This is a genomic window from Pseudacidovorax intermedius (genome assembly GCF_003350475.1).
GTDB lineage: Bacteria > Pseudomonadota > Gammaproteobacteria > Burkholderiales > Burkholderiaceae_C > Xenophilus > Xenophilus intermedius.
Genome location: NZ_QQAV01000004.1, coordinates 220,540 through 241,034, shown reverse-complemented (window position 1 = coordinate 241,034; position 20,495 = coordinate 220,540). Strand labels below are relative to the sequence as shown.

Below are 20,495 nucleotides of genomic sequence, written 5' to 3'. Positions count from 1 at the left end.
GGTCAGCCTTTCGCGGCCGCGTACGCGGCGGCCAGCTTGGTGTCGTAGCGGTTGGCGGCGTATTCGGGGCCGTTGTAGCGGCGCGCGAAGTCGGCCCAGCGGTGTTCGCGTAGCTCGTCGGCCAGCCCCTCGGAGGCGATGAACTCCACGAAGGCGTCCAGTTGGTCACCCTCGCTGCGGTACATCGCGTTGATGAAGGACTGCAGGCTGCTGAAGCCACAGGCCTCGTAGTTGAAGCCCATGATCTGGAACCGCCCCCAGCTGGCCGACTGCAGAGCCATGGGACGGTCAAGAGCGGCGGCGCGGGCCAGTCTGTCGTGTTCCGCCGCTCCGCCGATGTAGCCGCCGGGCTTGGGGCTGCTGATGTCGGGGTAGCTCGCGTCGTAGGCCCTGCCCGTTCGTCTGCTGAACTGATGCCGCTCGAAGAGGATCACCGGCCGGCCATCGGGCAGGAAGCCGCCGCGGGGTGCCTCCACCTGGCACACGGCCTGGATGGCGGCGATCTCGCAGCCCAGCGTGGCGGCGGCGCGGGCGAAGTCCGCCGGCGTCAGGACGGGCTTCATCGTTTGGCCCCCGTGTCCGCCGCGCGGCCGCGCAGGATGGCCACGCCTTCCTTGATGTCGTCGACGGTCTTGCGCAGCTCGCGCATGTCGGTGCGCAGATCCTTCAGCGCGTTCTCCTGCGCCAGGTCGGCACGCTCGGCGGCCAGCTTGTTGGCGGTCACCTCCACCTTCTGCGTCTCCAGCTCGCTCTTGAGGGCGGCGTAGCCCATCACCATGCCGACCACGAGCACGCAGATCTGCAGGATCGTCCCGGTGTTGATGGTCGGGTCGAACTTCATGAGGCGCCTTTCCTCGGAATGCGGGGTGTCGTCGGTCATACGTGCCTCAGTTCGAAGCGCAGGGCAAACCAGCCGATGGGGTGCTCCATCTGCTGGCTCTGCGTGTACTCCAGGGGGTAGGCGCTGCCCAGGCCGGGCGGGTGGGCCTGGCCGAACCAGCCCAGCACCTCTTCGAGCAGCGCCGTTTCGGCCCGCTCCGTCTCGATGGGCTTTTCCTTCTCGCCCACCTGTACGTAGCCCACGATGGAGCCCTTGACGGTGCCCAGTTCGCCCTCGCGGCCCTGGTAGTTGGCAAAGCTGCCTCCGCCGGCGGCGACGACGCACACCACGCCCTTCTGCAGGTCCTTGATCGGGATCTGGGCGGGGTCCAGCAGCGTGCGCTGTACCACGCGGGTGGGCAGCAGCGTCTGCATGTCGGTCTTCATCAGCTCCAGCAGCGTGTCGCGCTGGCTCACGCGGGCCGAGGTCATGACGTACCCCCTGCGCCGCTGCTGGCCAGCACCACGCGGCGCAGGGCTTGCGCCACGCTGCCGGCGAGCTCGCGCGCCGTGGGCTCCACGAAGGGCGTGGCCTGGGTGCCGCGGCGCCGGATGTGCCAGGCCAGGCCTTCGTAGCGGTCGCGCAGCTCGCGGCTTCGGCCAGCCGCGGCCCGGGAACCGCGGCGCGGGGTGCGTGTGCCGGCGAAGGCGCGGCGCTCCAGCCAGCGGACCAGGTCGGTGGCGGCCGGATCTTCGAAGCGCGGAATGGGGCCGGGGCGCGTGCCGCGCTCCCGCCAGCCGGCATAGGGCATCGCGGGCCGAATGGCGACCGTGTCGCCCTCCAGCACCGGGCGGATGCTGTTGGCCAGCAGCGACTGCGCCTTGGGGGCCAGCTCGCGCATGCGCACGGCCACGCGGCCGCCCTGCACCAGCATCTCCCGGCGCACGGCGCCGGGCAGCGCCGCGGCGCGGGCGGCGATGCGGGCCGCGGCCTCGTGTGCGTTGTGCTGCACGCCGGACATCAGCGGGTCTCCTTGAAGACGCGCAGCAGCTGCTCGTACAGCGCGGCCGGCGTGCTGTTGCGCGCCACGCCGCTCACGCCGTCACGCATCTGGACGGGCTTGCCGGCGTTGCGCATGGCCAGCTCGCGCATGGCCTCGACCTGAGCGCGCAGCAGCAGGAGGCCGCGATCGGCCTCGGCGATGGTGGTGTTCTCGGCTACCGCGCCGAGCACGTGGCGGCCGAAGTACCAGAAGCGGAAGCTGTAGCCCAGCGCGCCGATGTGCTTCCACGTCGGCGCGGGGTCGAACAGCAGCCACCACTGGCCATCGTCGCGCGCGGCGCTCACGCGGGGCAGGGCGCCGGGATAGCCCGGCTCCCAGGGGCGCGGCATGCACCGGTCCCACAGGTGCGTCTTGTAGGCGGCAAAGTCCGGCACGTTGGCCAGGCTGTACCGTGGCAGGCCAGCCTGCAGCTCCACGCCGCCCAGGCGCGTCAGGGGCCGCTTGGTCTCCATGTCCGGCAGCGCCTGGACCAGGAAGCGCTTGAAGGCCGCGTCGTCGTCGCTCTCGAAGACGGTCGCCGCATCGTGCAGCGTCTCCTTGAGGTCCGCGATCAGGTCTTCGAGCGACATCGTGCCGGCCATGGTTCTCCCCTGGTGCGCCTCAGGCGTCCGGGCCCTGCAGGGCGGCCAGTGCCGCGCGCGCCTCGGTCAGCTCGGCATCGGCGGCCGCGCGGGTCTCGGGCGTCGCGGCGGCCAGCAGGGCCTCGGCGTCCTTCACGCGCTGCTCCGCAGTGCCCAGCGCAGCGATGCGATGGGCCTCCTGCTCGGCCTCCAGCGCCTCGTTCGAGCGGCGCAGGCGCTCCGCGTCGATCAGGCCCAGCAGCGTGGTGCGCGGCGTGGCCTGGGCGCCTTCCAGCTCCGCCAAGCGGTCCAGGGCCTCCTGCTTGAGTGCAGACAGCTCCGGCTTGATGGCAGCGATCGACTGGGCGCGCAGCTGCTCCAGCAGCTCGTCCTGGGAGGCGGCGGGCGGCGGCTCGTCGGCGGGCGGTGGCGTGCGGTGCTCGGGCGGCAGGAACATCTCGTCGATGTCCCGGCCCTCGCCGGGCTGGATCATGCAGCCGCCCACGAACATGACCTCGCGGCCCGTGTTCTCGATGTACTTCTTGGCCATGGCGATCAGGCCACGCGCGCCACCCGGGCGCCGGCGCTGTACACGATGATGCTGGTCAGGCTGTTCTTCAGCGGCGTCGGGGTGTGCGACACCACCCACTGCGTGCCGAAGGCCTCCTGCTGGTCGGTGAACAGGCCCTGGGCGTTGCGCACCTGCTGCTGCTCCGTCATGGAGAAGGGCTTGACCATGCGGAACCGGGTGTTGCCGCGCTCGCCCACCATGATGCGGGTGTCGCCCATCACCAGGCCCGGCGCGCGCGGGTTGAAGGTGGGCACGCCCTTGGTGATGCCCACGCTGCCGTCCGGGCCCAGGCCCGTGGCCGTGCGCGCGCCGGAGGCAGTGAAGCTCTCGGCCTGCGTCAAGGCGTTGTCGAGCGCGCCGCTCATGATGGCCACGTTGGCCGTGTAGAAGCGGTCGTTCTCCACCACCACCTTCCGGCTGCCGATGGCGGTCAGCAGGCGGTCGTAGCGCTGCCGCACCGTCTCGCCGTTCACCGCGTCGGTGTCGAACAGCGAGCGGTTGGTACTGGCCTTGCCCACCACGGAGAGCACCCAGCCGTTGGTGGGTGCCACCACGGCGCCGGTCTGGTCGACGAAGCGCAGCTCGCCCAGGTTCCAGTCCATGACGTAGTAGAGGCCGTTGGCCAGGGCCGAGCCGTCCGCCGGCAGCACGTAGGGTGCGCGGGCCACGCCGTTGAGCGTCACCGTCAGCGGATTGACGGTGGCACCCACCTGATTGCCCTGGATGTCGTACATCGTGCGGGGGCGCACCACGGGGAACTTCGTGGTGACGAACACCGTGTTGTTACCGTTGACCTGGGCGGTCAGCACGTCGTTCAGGTCGGCCAGCACGGCCTCGTCGGCGCTGAAGACCAGTTCGTTGTAGTTCAGTGCCTCGGTGTCCTCGGCCACGATGCGGACGATGTTGCGCACGTTCTCGGCAACCGGGTCCCAGTCGATGGGGGAGGCGCTCATCAGCAGCTTCAGCTCGGAGCTGACCAGGTAGGCGAGCTTTTGCGGCAGGGGGCGGGCCTCTTCCTGCGTCTGGATCACGCCAGCGCGGCGGATGCCCTGGCCTTCGTAGCGGCGCAGCGCCGAGACTCCGGCGGCCGTCACGTCGCGGTAGCTGAAGGGCACCGTGATGACGTTCGCGAACGGCGCCGTGCCCACGTTGACCAGGTTCAGGCTGGTGAGCTGGTAGAGCGCCTCGCGCAGCACCGTGCGCTCGGCCACCACGGGCACCTTGACGTCGGCCACGCTGCCCACGCCGCCGGCGAGCATCTTGTGCTCCGCGTCCAGCTTGTGGCCGTGTTCGCGGTCGAAGGCGGCCAGGGCTTTCTCGGCGAATTCCTTGTTGGCCGCAAGCAGCTTGCCGCCGGTCTTCTCGAAGCGGACGGCCTCGCTCATGCCGGTGTAGCCCAGGCGCTTGTCCACGGTCTCCTGCAGCGACTTGATGCTGTTGCTGCTGTCCACGGCGATGCGGGCGCTGCCTGCGATCTCCACGTAGCCCAGCCCCTGCAGCTTGGCCTGCGCGGACAGCTGCTGCACCTGGCGCACCTGCAGGCCAGCCAGGGCCTTCACCTGGTCGTCGGTGCTGGCCACCGTGATGAGCGGCGCCACGGCATCGGCCAGCGCCTTGATCTCGGGCTCGGCCAGTTCCTTGAGGTCGGCCTTCAGGGTGTCGCTCAGGAGGGTGAGGCGGCCCTGCAGCTTGGTCTGGGCATCGGCCGCGGCGGTGTCGCGATCGGCCAGCGCCTTCTGCACTGCGGCGGCGACGTCGGTCTGGGGCGTGGCCAGGGTGATGGTGACGTTCTGCGGCGTGGGCTGGGCCGGGTTGCCCTGGCCGAGGGCCTTGAGCTGGTCGAGCACGCTCTGGCCGGCGGCGGCCCAGGTGTCGACGAGGGCCAGGCTCTTCACCTGGTCGCTGGCCGCGGCGTCGAACTGCTTCTTGGCCTCGGCCAGCAGCTTCGTCGCCACGTCGTCGGAAAGGCCCAGTGCCTTGTACTTGGCCTTGAGTTGGTCGAGATAGTTCACGTGCTGCTCCTGCAGTTCTCGAAGAAGGGAAGGGGAGATCGCCGTCCGTGCGGGGGCGTCGTGGTCGGCGTCGTCGGCCGACAGCTGGATCGGGTCCAGGCGCTTGATGACGGGGCGGGTGGTGAGGCCGGCGGCCAGAAGCGTGCAGCCGTGCTGCTTCTTGGTCTCGGGATCCTCGAAGGCCTCGTGGTACTCAGCGGACAGGTAGGCGAAGCCGCGGTCCTTGACGGCCTGGATGCCGAATGGCGTCCACTCCACCAGGGCGCGCAGCTTGCTGCCTTCGACGGCCAGCTTGAGCACCTTCGCGGCGGCGCCATCGCTGTGCCGGTGCGCGACGTCCAGGAAGATGTCCTGTCCTACGACGCGTGCGTCGAAGTTGCGCACCATCTGCTGCAGCATCGACAGCGTGATGCTGAAGTTGCCGTAGCGCGGGTCGGAGAAGTCGCCGGCCCGGGTGACCGTCACCCAGGACTGCGTCGCCCCATCGGCCAGCGTGATCGCCTGTGAGAGGAAGCGCACCAGCCCAGGCGTGGGCTTGTCATCCTCGGCGAGCCGGATGTGCCGCCCGGCCGGCGCTGCTGCAGAGCCTGCGAGCAGTGCTGCCGCCAGGGCGATGAGGGAGCGTTGTTTCTTCATGATCCAGTACCCGTTGCGGGCTGGATCATTCGGGCTTCATCGGGGCAAAAAAAGGGGGCCAACCGGCCCCCTGGATCGTCTTGAAAGCGGTTCGCCCACTACGGCGAACCCACCTGTTCCGCAGAACAGGTCCACCACTCGTGCGCAGTCAGAACAGACTCTGCAGGGCCTCCAACACCTTCCCGATCAGCTGAGACAGCATGGCGCCGCCGACAAGGCGGACAAGCTCAGGGCTCAGCATGACGCGGGAGGTTGCTGGACGGCAGTGCATACATGCAGCCATCCGTGCCTCCTTTCTGCTTAGGTTGTCGAAACATCCAGCAGAGGTGACACTCGGGGAGCCGACCAAGCCCGTCCGGGTGTCACCCTGATGGTTCCTCCTCCGAGGGCAAACCAGGCCAGTTCCTTAACCGGACCTGGCCTTTTTTGCGCCTGGGAGTTGGCAGCAATCATAAACAGGTTCCGGGCGGCAATTAAAGGTCTTTGACGTCCTAGATTTAAATAGTGCTCAATGAGGCCGAATCGAACCGAATCGTGATGGGAGTTGGACGGCCGTGAACTCTGGCGGACTGGCGTGGACGCGATGCGCCGGCGCTGCCCCGTCGTCTGGACGGTTGTGGTGTCAGTGCGGTCGCGAATTTCCGCACGGCGTGGCTACGGATTCGCGCGCATGCAGGCTTGCGCGCGCTGCTGCGGCGGCCCTACAGCGCAAGCACGGCGGCCCGGTACCGCGAGCACGGCGGCCCCACCGCGCGAGCACGGCGGCCCGGTACCGCAGGCACGGCGGCCGCACGGCGCGAGCATAGCGGCCCGGTACCGCGGGCACGGCGGCCGCACGGCGCGGGCACGGCGGCCCGGTACGGCGAGCACGGCGGCCCTATGCCGCGAGCGCGGCGGCCGTGAGCGCGGGCGCGGCGGTTCGGTTCGGGAGCCCTGTTTCGCTCGCGGAAATCGCTGTCTATTTTTGATTCTCTAATTAGAACTATCAAATGATTAATCAAACAATGCATCAAATTGGTTTTCAAATATTAGGTTAGAAATTCGTTCCCGCGAACCCAACGCCACTTGTCTACGCTTATCTACACTTGTTTTAGAGGGCCTAATTTTCGGAGCCCCTTCTTCGAGTCTGAAAATTCAGCGGCTGAAAACTTCGAAGTTTTCGCGACCAAAGTTGAAGAACTGCACCGCTTCGATGCGCAGGTACCGCGCTATTCGACTCGCCCGCGCACCGCGCGCAGGGGGCTGCGGATCATCCCAGTGCGAAGCAGCCCCTGGTCGAAGTAGCTCGCCTTGGTCTTGCCCAGGACGCCGTCGCGCTGTTCGGCAGTGAGCCGGCCCAGCGCCTGCAGGGGCGTCTCCTTGCCGGCGCGGTCTTGGTCGGTGATCTCGTCGGCAAACACCATCACGAGGAAGCTCAGCGTGTTGGGGTGCGCTGGCCATGGTGTCTCTTCCCGGGAGGGGTAGACACCTGGCCCAAGGCCGTGCAGGTTCTGCGTCGAGAGCAGGTCGCAGATGTCGGGGGCCGGATGGGCCGGGCTCAGCAGGTACCGAAAGCCCGCGAAGCCGGGCGTCTGCACAGCGGCGGCCATGTAGGCCTCGCCGTGGGCGCGGTTGATCTCGGTGCGCATGACGCGCTCGGCCTGAGCAAAGGCGCCGCGGTTGCGGTCGCCCAGCAGATCGCCAGCGGCCTGGGCCAGCTCGCTCGCGCGGCCGCGCATGACGCGCGCCGCGATGTCGCCTGGCACCTGCTCGCCCCGCAGGATGAACTGCTGCGCTGCCTGGGTTGCGCTGGTGCCCTGCACCACGGCCTGCTCGACGACGCGCGTCACGGCTTCGCGCGCGCCGCGGTTGAGGCGCCAGAGCCGATCGGACAGCACCAACCCATCGGCCTCTCGAAGGGAGCGGACGAAATTGACGGCGCTGGTGGCGATCTGGTCTGCCATGGCCGAGTCGAGCGGCGCCGTGCCGCCGCCCACGGCGGCCACGCCCTGGAGGGTGAACGGGCGCGCGCCCAGGCGGGCGGCGTCATCCAGCCGGCTGGCCAGCAGCTCGTCGCGGCGCTGCGCCAGCGTGTCGATCACGTCCTCGATCTGGCGGAGAAGGTTGCGCAGCTGGGCGACCTGCACCAGCCCGCCGGCGTCGGCGGCCGCGGCGATGCGCGCGCGCACCTCGGCGGCGGCGTCCTGATGGATCTGCAGCAGCTCTTCGGCGCTGGCCTGGTCCAACGCCTGCATGGCCACGCGGGCCTGCCGGCTGGCCCGGCGGATGGCGGCGGCCTCCCTCATGGGCTCAGGCGCGGCCGGCGCCGCCGTTGCTGCCCGGCTGGCTCACGGCCGTGCCGCTCTCGCCTTTGCGAGCGTTGCCGGGAGTGATGCTCACGCGCGAGGGCGTGGGCGGCGCGCCGGTGCCGCCGGGGGGCACCGGGTAGGGGTCGGTGCGCTGTGCTTCCTCTTCTGCCTTGGAGCGCACGAAGGCCGGATCCAGCCCCATGTCGGCATAGATCAAGTCGCGTGGCAAGCCGAGGGCCAGCCACTTCAGGGCCAGGTCGGCCACCTGGTTCGGCGTCTCGGTGCGGCGCTCTGCGAAGCGGATGGTGAACTCGTCGGCGCCCGGATCCATACCGCGGAACAGCAGGTGGATGCGGAAGGCCAGGTTGTAGGCCTGCGCCAGGCTGTCCTGCACGCCGTCCACCTCGTCGTAGTAGTCGCGCTTGAGATCCTCCAGGATGTCGCGCGACAGGCCGTTGGTGTAGCCGAACAAGGCCTTGGGAGCTGGCGAGCCGGCAAAGAACGTGTCCAGGAGGTGGACCACGTCCTCGATCTCGTTCAGCTTGGCGTCGCCCTGGATGGCCGTCACGCTGCCCTTCCGGTTCAGGTAGAAGTCTGTCGTGATCTGGCCTTGCTCGCCTTCCACGTCCTGGCGGTATTTGGCGATCACCGCATCGTCGGCCCCTTCGAGCACATGAGCCAGGCGCAGCGGCGCGCGCACGCGCCGGCGGATCACCAGGTCTTCCTCGGTCATCACGAGCTTGCGCCAAGTGGTCGCGCAGGCGTCGAGGAAGGGCCGGCCGAGGCTCCCCTGATCGTCATAGTTGTCCGGGTCCAGCCGGGCCATCATGAGCTGCCAGGCCGCGAAGCGGGCCAGCACCTCCCCCGTCATCACGTCGCGCTGCTCGTAGGCGCGGGCCGGGTCGCTGAAGCGGCCGTTCATGTCGGTGATGGGCTGGATGGTGTCGCTGGGCATGCGGATGGCGGACACCACGCGCCGCGGGCTGGCATCGTCCAGCACCAGCTGCAGCGGCAGATTGCCCTCCATCACGAAGCCGCGCGCGTCGCTCTTGAGCTTTTCGCCCACGTCGAGCTGCAGGCGGCCGCGGAAGGCTTCCCACTCGCGCTTCAGGGTCTGGCTGCTGCTGCGCTCGGCCGCCTGGAAGACGAGGCCGCCGCGGATGCAGTCGCGCGCCACGCGGCCGTGGATCCGCTTCACGCGGCCGTCGAGCACGTCCATCTCGCGGATCGAGCGGATGAGCGCGCGCCGCTCGGTGTCGATCCACATGGTGCGGTAGAGCCGCTCCATGGCCAGGTCGCTGGGCACGCGCGCGCCGACCTCGTTCGGAGGCCGAGACGCGCCGGGGTTGAAGTCGGCGAAGGCCTCGCCCATGGGCTTGGAGGGCTGCGCCTCGGCCAGCGCCCGCGGCGCCGCGGCGGGTGAGCGCTGGAAGAGCCGGGACCACAGCGCGGGCAGGGCGCCGAGCAGGCCGCGCGGGGCGCCGGTGGGAGCGGTGTTCATGGGATGGTCCTCATCGGTAGCCCAGCGCCAGGCCGGCGGCGGGCGAGGCCAGCAGCTGCTCGCGCGTCATCTTGCGCTGGGAGATCACGGCCGGCGCATCGGCCAGGCCTCGGGTGAGCAGGGCGTACACGGCGGCACACGCGGCGTCGAACAAGTCGTCGCCGACCTTGGGGTCGGCCATGACGAAGCTGCTGTAGCTGGCCTTGGTGGGCTCGGCCTTCATGTTGCCGAGCTGTCGCACGAAGGCCAGCCACTCGTCGGGCTCGTGCGCATCGTCCAGCAGGTCGACGTAGGGATAGGCGGCGCGGCCGTGGTGGAAGGCCTCGCGCAGCGCGCTGGCCATCACGTGCTTGGTCATGCCCTCGAAGCGCATGGGAGCGAAGGCCCAGCCACTCCAGGCGCTGGCATTGCTCTCGCCGTCGTTGACCGTCTCGCGGTTGACGTGCGTGAGGCCCTTCTGGAACAGATCGTCGTTGACCGCGGTGAGCATGCCCACACCGTAGGCGTCGCCGATGGCGTAGTCGGGCCGGAAGTAGTCCCAGAAGGCGACGAGGTCCCGCCCGATCACCCTGTCGTCGATGCCGGGCGGCCAGACGTACACGAAGGGGAAGGTCAGCCAGTTGCCGAGCTGCTCGGTCACCACCAGGGCGCTCTTCGAGGCCTCCGGCTTCTCGCCGTGGCCGGTGTGGTCGTAGCCAAAGCCGATCAGGCCGCGCCGGCGGTACCGGACGCCGGGCAGCGGCTGCGCGCGCTGCAGGCCGGCCTCCAGGCCGAGCGCGCCGGCGCGCTTGATGTAGGTCTCCCAGATCCAGTTCCGGGCCTGGACGTTCTGGCAGAGGAACTGCCGCAGGTATTCATCCGCCGGCAGTTGCTTGCGCATGCTGTCGGCCCAGCCGGCATCGACCATGCCCATCTCCACGCCCAGGTGCACGTCGACGGCGGGCAGCACGTGGTATTCGCCGGTGTCGATCAGGCTCTTGAGCACGTCGGCGCCCTTGTAGACGCCGGTGATCCGCACGCTGGGCTTGAACTGATGCTGCCGCGGGTCGGCGCCGAGGCGGCGGGCGGCGCCCAGCATGGGCAGGAAGCGGCTCAGCAGCCGGTCCTGCGGCATGTCGTCGACTTCCTCGATGTCGGCGATGGTGATCGAGTCGCCGTCGATCTGCGACATGATCCCGTAGGCGCCCGCCTTGCTCTTGTTCACGAAGCCGAAGCCGGTGTCCTTGATCTGGGGGCGGCCGGCCTCATAGGCCACGAAGGCGCTCAGGATGGGGCTGCGCTTGATGGCGTCGGTCTGGTAGGTGAGGTTGTTGAGGCTCTGCTGCATCCGCGGCGCCACGATGCCGCATTCCTGGTGAGGGCGGGTCGCCAGCTGCTCCAGGATGTGCATCTCCTTCACCGCGGTCTTGCCGGTGCGACGGCAGCTGAAGTCCACCGTGTTCTCGTGCTCGTCCATCTCCTGCATCTTGAGCAGCTGCATGGGGTCGAGCTCGACGTTATGGATGTGCTTGTGCCAAAGGGCATGCGGGCGCACGCCGGTGGCCGGATCGGGCGACGCGAAGCGCAGGATCTCCTCCTCCGCGACGATGCTGCTCTTGCGGCGCTGGGCCGCGCTGGTGCGGCTCATTCGGCCTTGCCGCCTGTTCGGCGGTCCTCGGCCTGCTGTTGCGCCTGGTGCTCGATCAGGACCGGATCAGCGCGCATGCGCTGGCCAGCGCGGCCCAGGCGCTCGCGCATCGCCTCGACGCCCACCGCCATGCGCTGGTTGAACTCGACCAGCGTTTCCTTGGAGGCCTGGTCGAGCTTGAGCGTGCCAGCCATCCGGTCTTCTTCGCTCTCGCCCGCGCGCACCGTCAGGCCCAGATCGCCCATCGACAGGCCGAGGCGCGTCACCAGGTCCGCGATGGGCTTGAATGCAGGGTTCGCCCGGTAGTCGTAGATGTGGTGCACCTCGCCGGCGGCGTCGGTGTAGGTGAGCGCCACAGGCACGCCCTCCCGGGACAGCTCCACCCGCGGCGTCTTGATGACCACGCCATCCCCCAGCACCGACTGCAGCAGCATCTGCAGGCTCGCGGTCAGGGAGGCCTGGAGGTCGGCATGCAGCTTGCCCAGCACCTTGGGATTGCGCTGCTCAAAGGCGGCGTGGTGCAGCATGAAGATCTCGGTCTGCTTCACGCAGGCCGGCTGCTCCGAGCACCACAGCCGATTGACCTCGCAGCCTTCGCAGAAGGCGTAGCGGTCAGGCTTGGCCGGGAAGTAGGTGGCCGTGCGCGCCGCCATGCCGTGCTTCATCGCGTTGAAGCGGGTCCGCAGCGTCTCCTCTGGCGTGGGGTGGCCGGCCAGATTGGCCGCGGTTGCCGCCTTGCCCTTCGGCGTCACCGGCCCGGTGGCAGCCTGGTGGGCCTTGAGCAGGGCGCGGGCCCAGCCGGCCTGCGGCTGCTTCGGCGAGTCGCACCGTGGACAGTCGGCGAAGTACCGGTAGGGGTGGTGCTCGGCCTCCGGATCGTCCTCGATCAGGTCAGGCGGTCCCTCCCACGCGTGGCGGCACAGCCGACACTGGAAGTTGACCTGATTGAGCTGCGATGACCAGTCTTTTGCCACGGTCGGCCATCATGGGCACCGACGCAAGGCGAAAAAAGGGGGGCGGTCGGCCCTGGAATGGCTCAGAACGGCGCGGGTGAGCGCACCACCTCGACCGGGCCGATGCCGTTGTAGACGACCGCGCCGCTGCTGCTGGTCACCACCCAGCGCCCATTGATGCCCTCGCCGGGCTCGATGTCGTATTCCTCCGGAGGGAGAGGCAGCACGATCTCGTCCTGGATGCGTTCGCTGTACCAGGCCGGCACGCGCAATAGGGTGGGGTGGCCCAGGGCGCTCGCGGCCATGGGCTCATTGATCCTTGCCATCGATGCGCTCCGCGTGGATAGCGTGCCAGCCCCAGTGGCGCATCTTGTAATGCTTCCAGAGCCGGCATTCCAGCGTCACCCGCACCCGTCCCGTTTGGGCTGTGTCCATCTCGACCGTTGCGGTCTTCGGCTGGTCAGGGCCGGGGGTCGGCAGCAACCGCGCCGCATCGGACACCTCCGGTCCCAGCATCTTGCAGAGCACGCCGCTGCTTTGGTTCCATGTCATGAATATCTCCGAAAACACTGGTGAAATATACAGTGTTAATGGCTAGACTGCGCTCATGGAACACCACGACGACGAACTATGGATTGCGGCTTGCGCCCACCGTCTCCAGCAGCACTGGCGCTCTGTCGATCCCCTCGAACTGGAGGCGACTGCGCGCGAACTGGCACACGACGCGGATCTGCGTCAGCTCGCGCCGGCCGCGGCCGCGGCACGCTGGCTCGCCCCGGTGGAATCGGCTCGTGGGAGCTGATCAGGCCGTGATCCTGGCCTGCGGCGCGGCCGCGGCCTGGCTGTCGCAGGATCGTCGTCCCAGCTGGGCGCGATGGGCATGCCTCTTCGGGCTGGTCAGCCAGCCCTTTTTCCTCGCGTCTACCTGGAGCGCAGGCCAGTGGGGCATGTTCGCGCTGGCCATGCTGTACACCGCTGCCTGGGCGAAAGGGGCGTGGTCCTATTGGCTCGCGCCAGCGCGGCGCCACAGAATCGGACATGTGCAACCGATACGTCGCTCCGAATGAGGCCGAGCTGGAACGGCTGTTCCACATTGGTGCCCGCAACCCGATGCCCTGGAAGCAGCACGTTTTCCCTCGTGCACCGGCCCCCTTCATCCGCCGCGCCCGGAACGAAACGGGCTACGAGCGCGAGCTGATCGTGGGGCAGTGGGGTCTGGTGCCGTGGTTCGCCAAGACGGCCAAGTTGACCTACTCCACCAACAATGCCCGCTCTGAGGAGCTGGCGGAGAAGGCCACGTTCCGAGACCCATGGAAGCGCGGTCAGCGGTGCATCATCCCGGCCTTGAGCTTCGACGAGCCAAACTGGGAAAGCGGGCGGAACGTCTGGTGGACATTTCGCCGTGCAGATGGTGCGCCGTGGGGCCTGGCGGGCCTCTGGAACACCTGGACGGACAAAGCCACCGGCGAGACGGTCGAGAGCTACACCATGCTGACCGTCAATGCCGACCAGCATCCTCTGATGCGCCGCATGCACAAGCCCGATCCGAAACTGCCGTCCGACCAGCAGGACAAACGGAGCGTCATCCCGCTGGAGTCCAGCGACTGGGACCAGTGGCTGGCCGGTACCGTCGAGGAAGCACGCTCGCTGCTGCGCCTCGCCCCTGTCGAAGTCTTCCGGGCCGGCCCGGTCGAGGAGATCACCCCATGATGCAGTTGGAAGTAGTGCACGAGGGCGCCACGCCAGCCGAACTGGAGGCGGCCCTGAGGGCCGCAATGGCGGTTTTTGCCGCGGCTGACGTGGATCCAATGGCCGCCTGGGGCGCGCTGGCCATGGAGGAAGACTGGGACGACAGGGGTTTCCCGGAGGATGCCGGGCTGACGCCCACCGAGCAGCGCGCCGTCGAAGTGTTCTCGGAGGCCCAGGTGGCCGCATGCGAGGTGCTGAACTGCCCCCCTGGCCGGCCCGCGATGCTCAGCTTTCGGGAGGAGTGACCAGCTAGCTGGTCATACCCTCCTCACTGCGGCTTTTGGGCTCTCGTGTGAGAGAGGGCGGCAGATTCAGTTGCACCCGAGTTGTTCGTAGTGATAGCTGCCTCGGGAGCCAAACGAAGCACTTGGTGGTCGTCACCAGGCTGCTCAGAAAGCCCGCCCAGTGCGGGCTTTTTGCTTTGGAGCGGCGGGCGCGGATTGTACGGTCGCGCCTTCGTCGATCCGATCGCCCGCGTCGCCGTCTGCTCAGGCCAGCATCCGCAGCGCCAGTCCTGCCGCCGCGCTTGCCGCTAGCACCGGCATGACGCCCCACTTCAACCGGATCAGCGCAAAGGCGGCGAGCACCATCAGCACCGAAGCCCCGGCATCGAAGCCCTGTCCCTCGGGCCACAGCACATGGCCGGCGAAGAACAGGGCTAGCTGCGCGATCACGCCCACGACCGCCGCCGTGATCGCCGCCATGGGCGCGGCCAGCCCCAGGCGGCCGCGGGTCGACTCCACCAGCGGGCCACCCGCCAGGATGAACAGGAACGACGGCAGGAAGGTGAAGAAGCTCACGGCCACCGCTGCCACTGCGCCGCCCAGGAAAGGCAGGTCCGGGCCCAGTGCCAGCTGGTTCCAGCCCCCCACGAAGCCCACGAACGCCACCACCATGATCAACGGGCCGGGCGTTGTCTCTCCCAGCGCCAGCCCGTCGATCATCTGCGGGCCCGAGAGCCAGTGGTAGTGCTCGACGGCCGCCTGGTACACATAGGGCAGGACGGCGTAAGCGCCGCCGAAGGTCATGAAGGCCGCCTTGGTGAAGAACCAGCCCATGCGCGCCAGGGTGCCTTGAAGTCCGCCGATGGCGATGGCGGCGGCCATGCCCGCAGCCCAGAGGGCGACGCACACCGCCACCACGCGGACCATCCGGCCGCGCGAGAAGCGGGCGTGCGCCGGGGGCGGGCTGTGGTCGTCGATCCAGGCGGCGGGCGCCGACGCATCGCCGGACGCCGCAACTGCAGGGGCCCCCCGGCCTTGGAAAGCACCGGGCCAGCGCCTTCCGCCCCAATGCCCGGCCAGTGCCGCCAGGGTAAGCACGAGCACGAAAGGCAGGTGCAGCACGGCCATCGCGATGAAGGCCGCCGCAGCGATGCCCATCAGCGGGCGGCTGTGCAGCGCACGGCCTGCGAGGCGCCAGCCCGCCTGGAGCACGATGGCGGTGACCGCCGGCTTGATGCCGTGGAACACCGCGGAGACGAGAGGCTGCTGCCCGAAAGCCATGTACACCCACGACAGCCCGATCAGCAGCACCAGCGAGGGCAGCACGAACAGCAGGCCTGCCGCGATGCCGCCCCAGGTGCGGTGCATCAGCCAGCCAAGGTAGGTGGCCAGTTGCTGTGCCTCGGGGCCGGGGAGCAGCATGCAGTAGTTGAGGGCATGCAGAAAGCGGCGCTCGCTGATCCAGCGCCGGCGCTCGACCAGTTCGGCATGCATGATGGCGATCTGGCCGGCCGGCCCGCCGAAGCTGATGAAGCCCAGCTTGAGCCAGAAGAGCAGGGCGCGGCCGAAGCCGATCGGCGGAGTATTGGAAGACGTGTCGGGCGATGGCGGCATGGGTTGCAGGGGCAGCGACTCCGGATCATCCCATCGCGCCATGACGGCGGACTGAATCGCCAGTCCGGCGCGCCGCGCGTCGCCGCCGACGGGCTGGCGCGGCCCTCACCGACGCGCAGGTCGGAGTTGTTAACACTGGGTTAACTCCCATCGCTGCGGAGGAACGATCACGGTATCGTCACATTCAGGAAGCACGGCGGGCGTCCGACAGCGGCCGCCAGGGCTTCCCTCACAACGAATGGAGACGCGCCATGTTGATGGTCATTGCAGGATTCATGTTGGGCGTGGTGTGCGGCACCGTTCTGGTCGGCTTCATGGTCGGCCGCAGCCGCAACGCCGAAGAAGACGCCGTGCGCTATCCGACCTACTAAGGTCGTCTGCCGCCGCAGGAGCCGGCATCGGATGCCGGTGACATCGCCGTGCGCTCCTTCGCGACGCCGCAATGCGGCCGCGGCACTGCTTGAAACAGGCGGCAGTCTCAGCGCCGGCTCTTGGCGCCGAAGATGCCGCCGAGCACGCCGCGCAGGATTTCCTTGCCCACATTGGTGCCCACCGTGCGCACCGCAGACTTGGCCAGCGTCTGCACCAGACCGTCCTTGCGCCCGCCTCGCGGCCCGGTCGTCCCGAAGAGCAGATCGTTCAGGAAGCTTCCTTCGGCCTGGCCCGCATTTCCTCCGTTTGCCCCCGTTCCCGCAGCGCTGCCAGGGCGGTTCCCGTCGGGCCGGGCCGTCGCCGGCGCGTCCGGTGCCGACGCGGCACGGCCCTTGAGCTTCTCGTGGGCTGATTCGCGGTCCACCGCCTGTTCGTAAACGCCGGCCACCAGCGAGCCGCTCATGAGCGAGCGGCGCTGCTCCGGCGACACCGGCCCGATCTGGCCCGCGGGAGGCAGCACGAACACCCGCTCGGTGATGCCGGGCCGGCCCTTTTCATCCAGCAGGCTGACCAGGGCCTCGCCGACGGCCAGTTCGGTGATGGCCTGGCCGATGTCCAGGCCCGGCTTGGGGCGCATGGTGCTGGCGGCGGACTGCACGGCCTTCTGGTCGCGCGGCGTGAAGGCACGCAGCGCGTGCTGGACCCGGTTGCCGAGCTGGGCCAGCACCGAGTCCGGGATGTCCAGCGGGTTCTGCGTCACGAAGTACACCCCCACGCCCTTGGAGCGCACCAGCCGCACCACCAGCTCGATGCGCTCGACCAGCGCCTTGGGCGCGTCCTTGAACAGCAGGTGCGCCTCGTCGAAGAAGAAGGCCAGCTTGGGCTTGTCCAGGTCGCCCACCTCGGGCAACTGCTCGAACAGCTCCGACAGCATCCACAGGAGGAAGGTGGCATACAGGCGCGGCGCGTTCATCAGCTTGTCGGCCGCGAGGATGTTGACCACGCCGCGGCCCTCTACCGTCTGCATGAAGTCCTGGATGTCCAGCATGGGCTCGCCGAAGAAGCGGTCGCCGCCCTGCGATTCGATGGCCAGCAGCCCGCGCTGGATGGCGCCCACACTGGCGGCGCTGATGTTGCCGTAGCTGGTGGTGTACTGCTTGGCGTTCTCGCCCACATGGGCCAGCATGGCCCGCAGGTCCTTCAGGTCGAGCAGCAGCAGGCCGTTGTCGTCGGCGATCTTGAACACCAGGTTGAGCACGCCGGCCTGGGTCTCGTTGAGGTCCAGCATTCGGCCCAGCAGCAGCGGCCCCATGTCGGAAATGGTGGCCCGGACCGGATGCCCCTGCTCGCCGAAGACGTCCCACAGCGTCACGGGGCAGGCCTGCGGCGTGGGCAGCTCGATGCCGCGCTCCTTGAGCGTGGCAGCCATCCGTTCGCCGATGCGGCCGGGCTGGCTGATGCCGCTCAGGTCGCCCTTCACGTCCGCCATGAAGACGGGCACGCCGATGCCCGACAGGCGCTCGGCCAGGGTCTGCAGCGTGACGGTCTTGCCGGTGCCCGTGGCCCCGGTGATCAGACCATGGCGATTGGCCAGGGCGGGCAGCAGGAAGCATTCGATGGCGCCGTGGCGCGCCAGCAGCAGAGGATCGGCCATGGGACTCCCGGATGAGGGCGAAAAACCGCGGCAGTCTACCGAAGGGCGAGGGCTGCGCCAGGGTGTCGCGGCCGCGCCGGCCGCGGCCATGGCCATCGGGGCGACTCCTATAATTTTTCTCTTTTGCCGTACGGGCTGTGGCCGACGGTTCATCTCTACACATCCGGGAGCCCCTCTTGTCCTCGACCACCTCTTTTGACCGCACTCCGCTCGAGAACGAGCTGGCCGAACTGCTGGTGAGCGCCCTCAATCTCGAAGTGGCCCCCGAGTCCATCGACCCCGAGGCGCCCCTGTACGGCGACGGGCTGGGTCTGGACTCCATCGACATCCTCGAAGTGGCGCTGGAGATCTCGCGTCGCTATGGCTTCCAGCTGCGCTCGGACGACGAGCGCAACCAGCAGATCTTTGCCTCGCTGCGCGCGCTGGCGGCCCACGTCGCCGCCAACAAGGCCGGGTAAGGGGCATGCCCGCCTGGCGCATTGCGCTGATGCTGCTGGTGGGCGTGGCCTATGCCGGCGCCTCGCACTGGATGATGGTCTACCACGCGGCCGAGCCCTGGGCGGTGGTCGTGCTGCTGGTGCCGCTGTGGCTCACCGGCATGGGGCTGGCGGGCCAGCACCTCGGCCGTGCCGGGCTGGCACTGGTGGCGGTGCTGGGCCTGGCCGGGCTGGCCCTGGTCATGAGCGGCCATGCCGGTGACCCCAATCCGCTCTATGTGCTGCAGCACGTGGGCATCAACGCGCTGCTGGCCGGCTGGTTCGGCGGCACGCTGCGCGCAGGTCAAACCTCATTGATCGGGCAGTTCGCCCAGCGAATCCACACGCTCACGCCCGACATGCGGCGCTACACGGCCCGCGTCACCGCGGTGTGGACCGTGTACTTCTGCGCGGTCTGCGTGCTGTCGCTGGCCGTGTACCTGCTGCGCCCCTTCGAGGACTGGTCGCTGTTCTCGAACGTGATCACGCCCGTCGGCGTCGGCGCCCTGTTCGTCGGCGAATACCTGCTGCGCTACCGCCTGCATCCCGAGTTCGAGCGCGTGCGGCTGATCGATGCCGTTCGCGCCTTCTACGCGCCTGCCAAGCAATGAGCGTGTCCTTTCTGCTCGGCCCGCGCGACCTGCGCGCGCCGCTGGCCTGGCGCCATGGCCGGCCGATCAGTGCACTGGCCTGGCTGGCCGATGTTGAGGCCGTTGCGGCGAAGCTTCCTTCCCAAGGGCCGGCCGTCAACCTGTGCGGTGACCGCTACCGCTTTTCCGTCGGCCTGGCGGCGGCGCTGCTGCGGGGCCATGCCAGCCTGCTGCCGCCCGATGCGCGCGAGGACACGTTGGCCCGCGTCTGTGCCGAGCAGCCCGCGGCCTTCGCGCTGGTCGACCCCGGCGAGCCCTACGGCGCCGGCCTCGCGCAGCGCGTCGCGGTCGACGCCGATGGGGCGCGCACGCCGCTGGCCGCCATGCCCGACTGGGCGGCCATCGCGCTCGACCGCCACGCGGCCAGCCTGCTCACCTCGGGCTCCACCGGCGTGCCGCAGCCGCATGCCAAGACCTGGGGCACGCTGGTGGGCGACGTGGCCGCCGCGGTGCCGCGGCTCTGTCAATTGCTTGGCCTGTCATCGTTGGGAGGCCTGACGCTGGTGGCCACCGTGCCGGTGCAGCACAGCTACGGCCTCGAATCCTCGGCGCTGCTGGCCATGCTCGGCGGGCCGGCCTTCGAGGCCGGGCGGCCGTTCTATCCGGCCGACATCGTGCAGGCGCTGGAGTCGGTGCCACGGCCGCGCGCGCTGGTCACCACGCCCTTCCACCTCAAGACGCTCCTGCAGTCCGGGCTGGCCGTGCCGCCGGTGGACATGGTGCTGTCCGCCACCGCGCCGCTGTCGCCGCAACTGGCGGCCCAGGCCGAGCGTGCCACGGGTGGCGTGATGGTCGAGATCTACGGCAGCACCGAGACCGGCCAGGTCGCCACCCGTTGCCCGGTGCGCAGCGAGGTGTGGGAAGTGATGGGCGACATCCGCGTGCAGGCCGAGACCGGCCCGGATGGTGCCGAGCGCTTCGTCTTCTCGGGCGACTTCATTCCCGCGCCCACGCCCATGGCCGACCTGCTGGAGCTGCTGGGTGATGGTCGATTCCGCCTGCTGGGCCGGGCCAACGATCTGGTCCATGTGGCGGGCCGGCGGACGTCGCTGGGCCACCTCGACTTCCATCTCAACAGCATTCCTGGCGTCGAGGACGGCGCCTTCTGGCTGCCCGACGACGTGGCCGACGGCGTGGTGCGGCCGGTGGCCTTCGTGGTGGCGCCCTCGGTGGATGCCGCGACGGTCATCGCCGGCCTGCGCGAGCGCGTCGAGCCGGTGTTCGTCCCCCGCCGCGTGGTGCATGTGCAGGCGCTGCCGCGCGTGGGCACCGGCAAGCTCACGCGGCGCGAGTTGCGCGAATTCGCCCTGGCGCAGCTGGCGGCCGATGGCAGCCCGGTCCGGCTGTCGCACCGCGTGCCCGAGGACCATCCCGCCTTTGCTGGTCATTTCCCCGGCCAGCCGCTGTTGCCGGGCGCCTTGTTGCTCGCCGAACTGCTGGAGGCGATGCGCGGCGTGCCCTCGCTGCGCGCGCGCCTGGGCGATGCACCGATGCTGGCGGCGGCCAAATTCCTGGCGCCGGTGCGGCCGGGCGCGGACCTGGTCTTCGATTTGCAGCCCGAGACGGGCGCCGCCGCGGGCGTGCGCTTCGAGGTGCGCATGGGCGACACCGTGGCTGCCAGCGGCCGTTGGTTGCCGGGCGAGGGCGCTCGCACCGCGAGCGAAGCCGGAGGTTCTCAATGAGCGCCCGCCCGGCCGTTCCGAAGGGCGCTCGCACCGCAGGCGA

21 protein-coding genes are annotated in these 20,495 nt (G+C 69.1%); 6 read left to right on the top strand and 15 right to left on the bottom strand.

The window, feature by feature from the left end; translation table 11 throughout:
• Positions 1–2: 2 nt before the first annotated feature.
• From DFR41_RS13220 to DFR41_RS13160, 13 genes are all read right to left on the bottom strand, one after another.
• Entirely contained in the window at positions 3–563 is a 561-nt protein-coding gene (locus DFR41_RS13220) for an N-acetylmuramidase family protein (RefSeq protein ID WP_114803006.1), read from the bottom strand.
• Complete coding sequence (locus DFR41_RS13215) at positions 560–880, bottom strand: hypothetical protein (protein ID WP_114803005.1); 321 nt, start codon at positions 878–880, stop codon at positions 560–562. Before DFR41_RS13215 ends, DFR41_RS13220 begins: the two co-directional genes overlap by 4 nt.
• Positions 877–1,311: a hypothetical protein gene (locus DFR41_RS13210; protein ID WP_114803004.1), complete on the bottom strand. Its 435-nt coding sequence runs from the start codon at positions 1,309–1,311 to the stop codon at positions 877–879. Before DFR41_RS13210 ends, DFR41_RS13215 begins: the two co-directional genes overlap by 4 nt.
• Complete coding sequence (locus tag DFR41_RS13205) at positions 1,308–1,841, bottom strand: hypothetical protein (RefSeq protein ID WP_114803003.1); 534 nt, start codon at positions 1,839–1,841, stop codon at positions 1,308–1,310. The genes DFR41_RS13210 and DFR41_RS13205 overlap by 4 nt, the downstream gene beginning before the upstream one ends.
• Positions 1,841–2,464 (bottom strand): hypothetical protein, encoded by a 624-nt coding sequence (locus tag DFR41_RS13200; RefSeq protein ID WP_114803002.1) that lies wholly within the window; start codon positions 2,462–2,464, stop codon positions 1,841–1,843. The genes DFR41_RS13205 and DFR41_RS13200 overlap by 1 nt, the downstream gene beginning before the upstream one ends.
• Before the next feature lie 19 nt (positions 2,465–2,483).
• The gene (locus DFR41_RS13195; RefSeq protein ID WP_114803001.1) at positions 2,484–2,993 is read right to left on the bottom strand and encodes a hypothetical protein; all 510 of its coding nucleotides are present in this window, start codon (positions 2,991–2,993) and stop codon (positions 2,484–2,486) included.
• Positions 2,994–2,998: 5 nt separating this feature from the next.
• Entirely contained in the window at positions 2,999–5,662 is a 2,664-nt protein-coding gene (locus tag DFR41_RS13190) for a phage protease (protein ID WP_114803000.1), read from the bottom strand.
• A 1,208-nt stretch (positions 5,663–6,870) separates the two neighbouring features.
• Positions 6,871–7,947, bottom strand: a complete 1,077-nt coding sequence (locus DFR41_RS13185) for a hypothetical protein (protein ID WP_114802999.1) — start codon at positions 7,945–7,947, stop codon at positions 6,871–6,873.
• Between the two features lie 4 nt (positions 7,948–7,951).
• Positions 7,952–9,451, bottom strand: a complete 1,500-nt coding sequence (locus DFR41_RS13180) for a hypothetical protein (protein WP_211322583.1) — start codon at positions 9,449–9,451, stop codon at positions 7,952–7,954.
• A 10-nt stretch (positions 9,452–9,461) separates the two neighbouring features.
• Entirely contained in the window at positions 9,462–11,078 is a 1,617-nt protein-coding gene (locus DFR41_RS13175) for a hypothetical protein (RefSeq protein ID WP_114802998.1), read from the bottom strand.
• Positions 11,075–12,052, bottom strand: coding sequence for a hypothetical protein (locus tag DFR41_RS13170; protein WP_114802997.1), 978 nt, complete (start codon positions 12,050–12,052; stop codon positions 11,075–11,077). The genes DFR41_RS13175 and DFR41_RS13170 overlap by 4 nt, the downstream gene beginning before the upstream one ends.
• A 62-nt stretch (positions 12,053–12,114) precedes the next feature.
• Positions 12,115–12,357, bottom strand: coding sequence for a hypothetical protein (locus tag DFR41_RS13165; RefSeq protein ID WP_244917741.1), 243 nt, complete (start codon positions 12,355–12,357; stop codon positions 12,115–12,117).
• On the bottom strand, positions 12,341–12,583 hold the full coding sequence (locus DFR41_RS13160; protein WP_147284348.1) for a hypothetical protein: 243 nt from the start codon (positions 12,581–12,583) through the stop codon (positions 12,341–12,343). Before DFR41_RS13160 ends, DFR41_RS13165 begins: the two co-directional genes overlap by 17 nt.
• A gap of 55 nt (positions 12,584–12,638) precedes the next feature.
• Here DFR41_RS13160 and DFR41_RS13155 point away from each other — a divergent pair, with 55 nt between their 5' ends.
• From DFR41_RS13155 to DFR41_RS13140, 3 genes are all read left to right on the top strand, one after another.
• The gene (locus DFR41_RS13155) at positions 12,639–12,833 is read left to right on the top strand and encodes a hypothetical protein (RefSeq protein ID WP_114802994.1); all 195 of its coding nucleotides are present in this window, start codon (positions 12,639–12,641) and stop codon (positions 12,831–12,833) included.
• Positions 12,834–13,069: 236 nt separating this feature from the next.
• Positions 13,070–13,741 (top strand): SOS response-associated peptidase, encoded by a 672-nt coding sequence (locus DFR41_RS13145; RefSeq protein ID WP_114802992.1) that lies wholly within the window; start codon positions 13,070–13,072, stop codon positions 13,739–13,741.
• Complete coding sequence (locus tag DFR41_RS13140; RefSeq protein WP_114802991.1) at positions 13,738–14,025, top strand: hypothetical protein; 288 nt, start codon at positions 13,738–13,740, stop codon at positions 14,023–14,025. The genes DFR41_RS13145 and DFR41_RS13140 overlap by 4 nt, the downstream gene beginning before the upstream one ends.
• 243 nt (positions 14,026–14,268) lie before the next feature.
• Here DFR41_RS13140 and chrA read toward each other — a convergent pair whose 3' ends face one another.
• Positions 14,269–15,618, bottom strand: coding sequence for a chromate efflux transporter (gene chrA, locus DFR41_RS13135; RefSeq protein ID WP_114802990.1), 1,350 nt, complete (start codon positions 15,616–15,618; stop codon positions 14,269–14,271).
• Between the two features lie 478 nt (positions 15,619–16,096).
• On the bottom strand, positions 16,097–17,644 hold the full coding sequence (locus DFR41_RS13130; protein WP_017762229.1) for a helicase HerA-like domain-containing protein: 1,548 nt from the start codon (positions 17,642–17,644) through the stop codon (positions 16,097–16,099).
• A gap of 176 nt (positions 17,645–17,820) precedes the next feature.
• On the opposite strand from DFR41_RS13130, the gene DFR41_RS13125 reads away from it, so the two are divergent.
• Genes DFR41_RS13125 through DFR41_RS13115 form a run of 3 tightly spaced genes read left to right on the top strand, consistent with a single transcriptional unit; the run spans position 17,821 to position 20,452 of the window.
• Positions 17,821–18,102, top strand: a complete 282-nt coding sequence (locus DFR41_RS13125; protein ID WP_017762228.1) for a phosphopantetheine-binding protein — start codon at positions 17,821–17,823, stop codon at positions 18,100–18,102.
• Positions 18,103–18,107: 5 nt separating this feature from the next.
• Complete coding sequence (locus DFR41_RS13120) at positions 18,108–18,731, top strand: COG4648 family protein (RefSeq protein WP_114802989.1); 624 nt, start codon at positions 18,108–18,110, stop codon at positions 18,729–18,731.
• On the top strand, positions 18,728–20,452 hold the full coding sequence (locus DFR41_RS13115) for an ApeI family dehydratase (protein WP_114802988.1): 1,725 nt from the start codon (positions 18,728–18,730) through the stop codon (positions 20,450–20,452). The genes DFR41_RS13120 and DFR41_RS13115 overlap by 4 nt, the downstream gene beginning before the upstream one ends.
• Positions 20,453–20,495 lie beyond the last annotated feature (43 nt).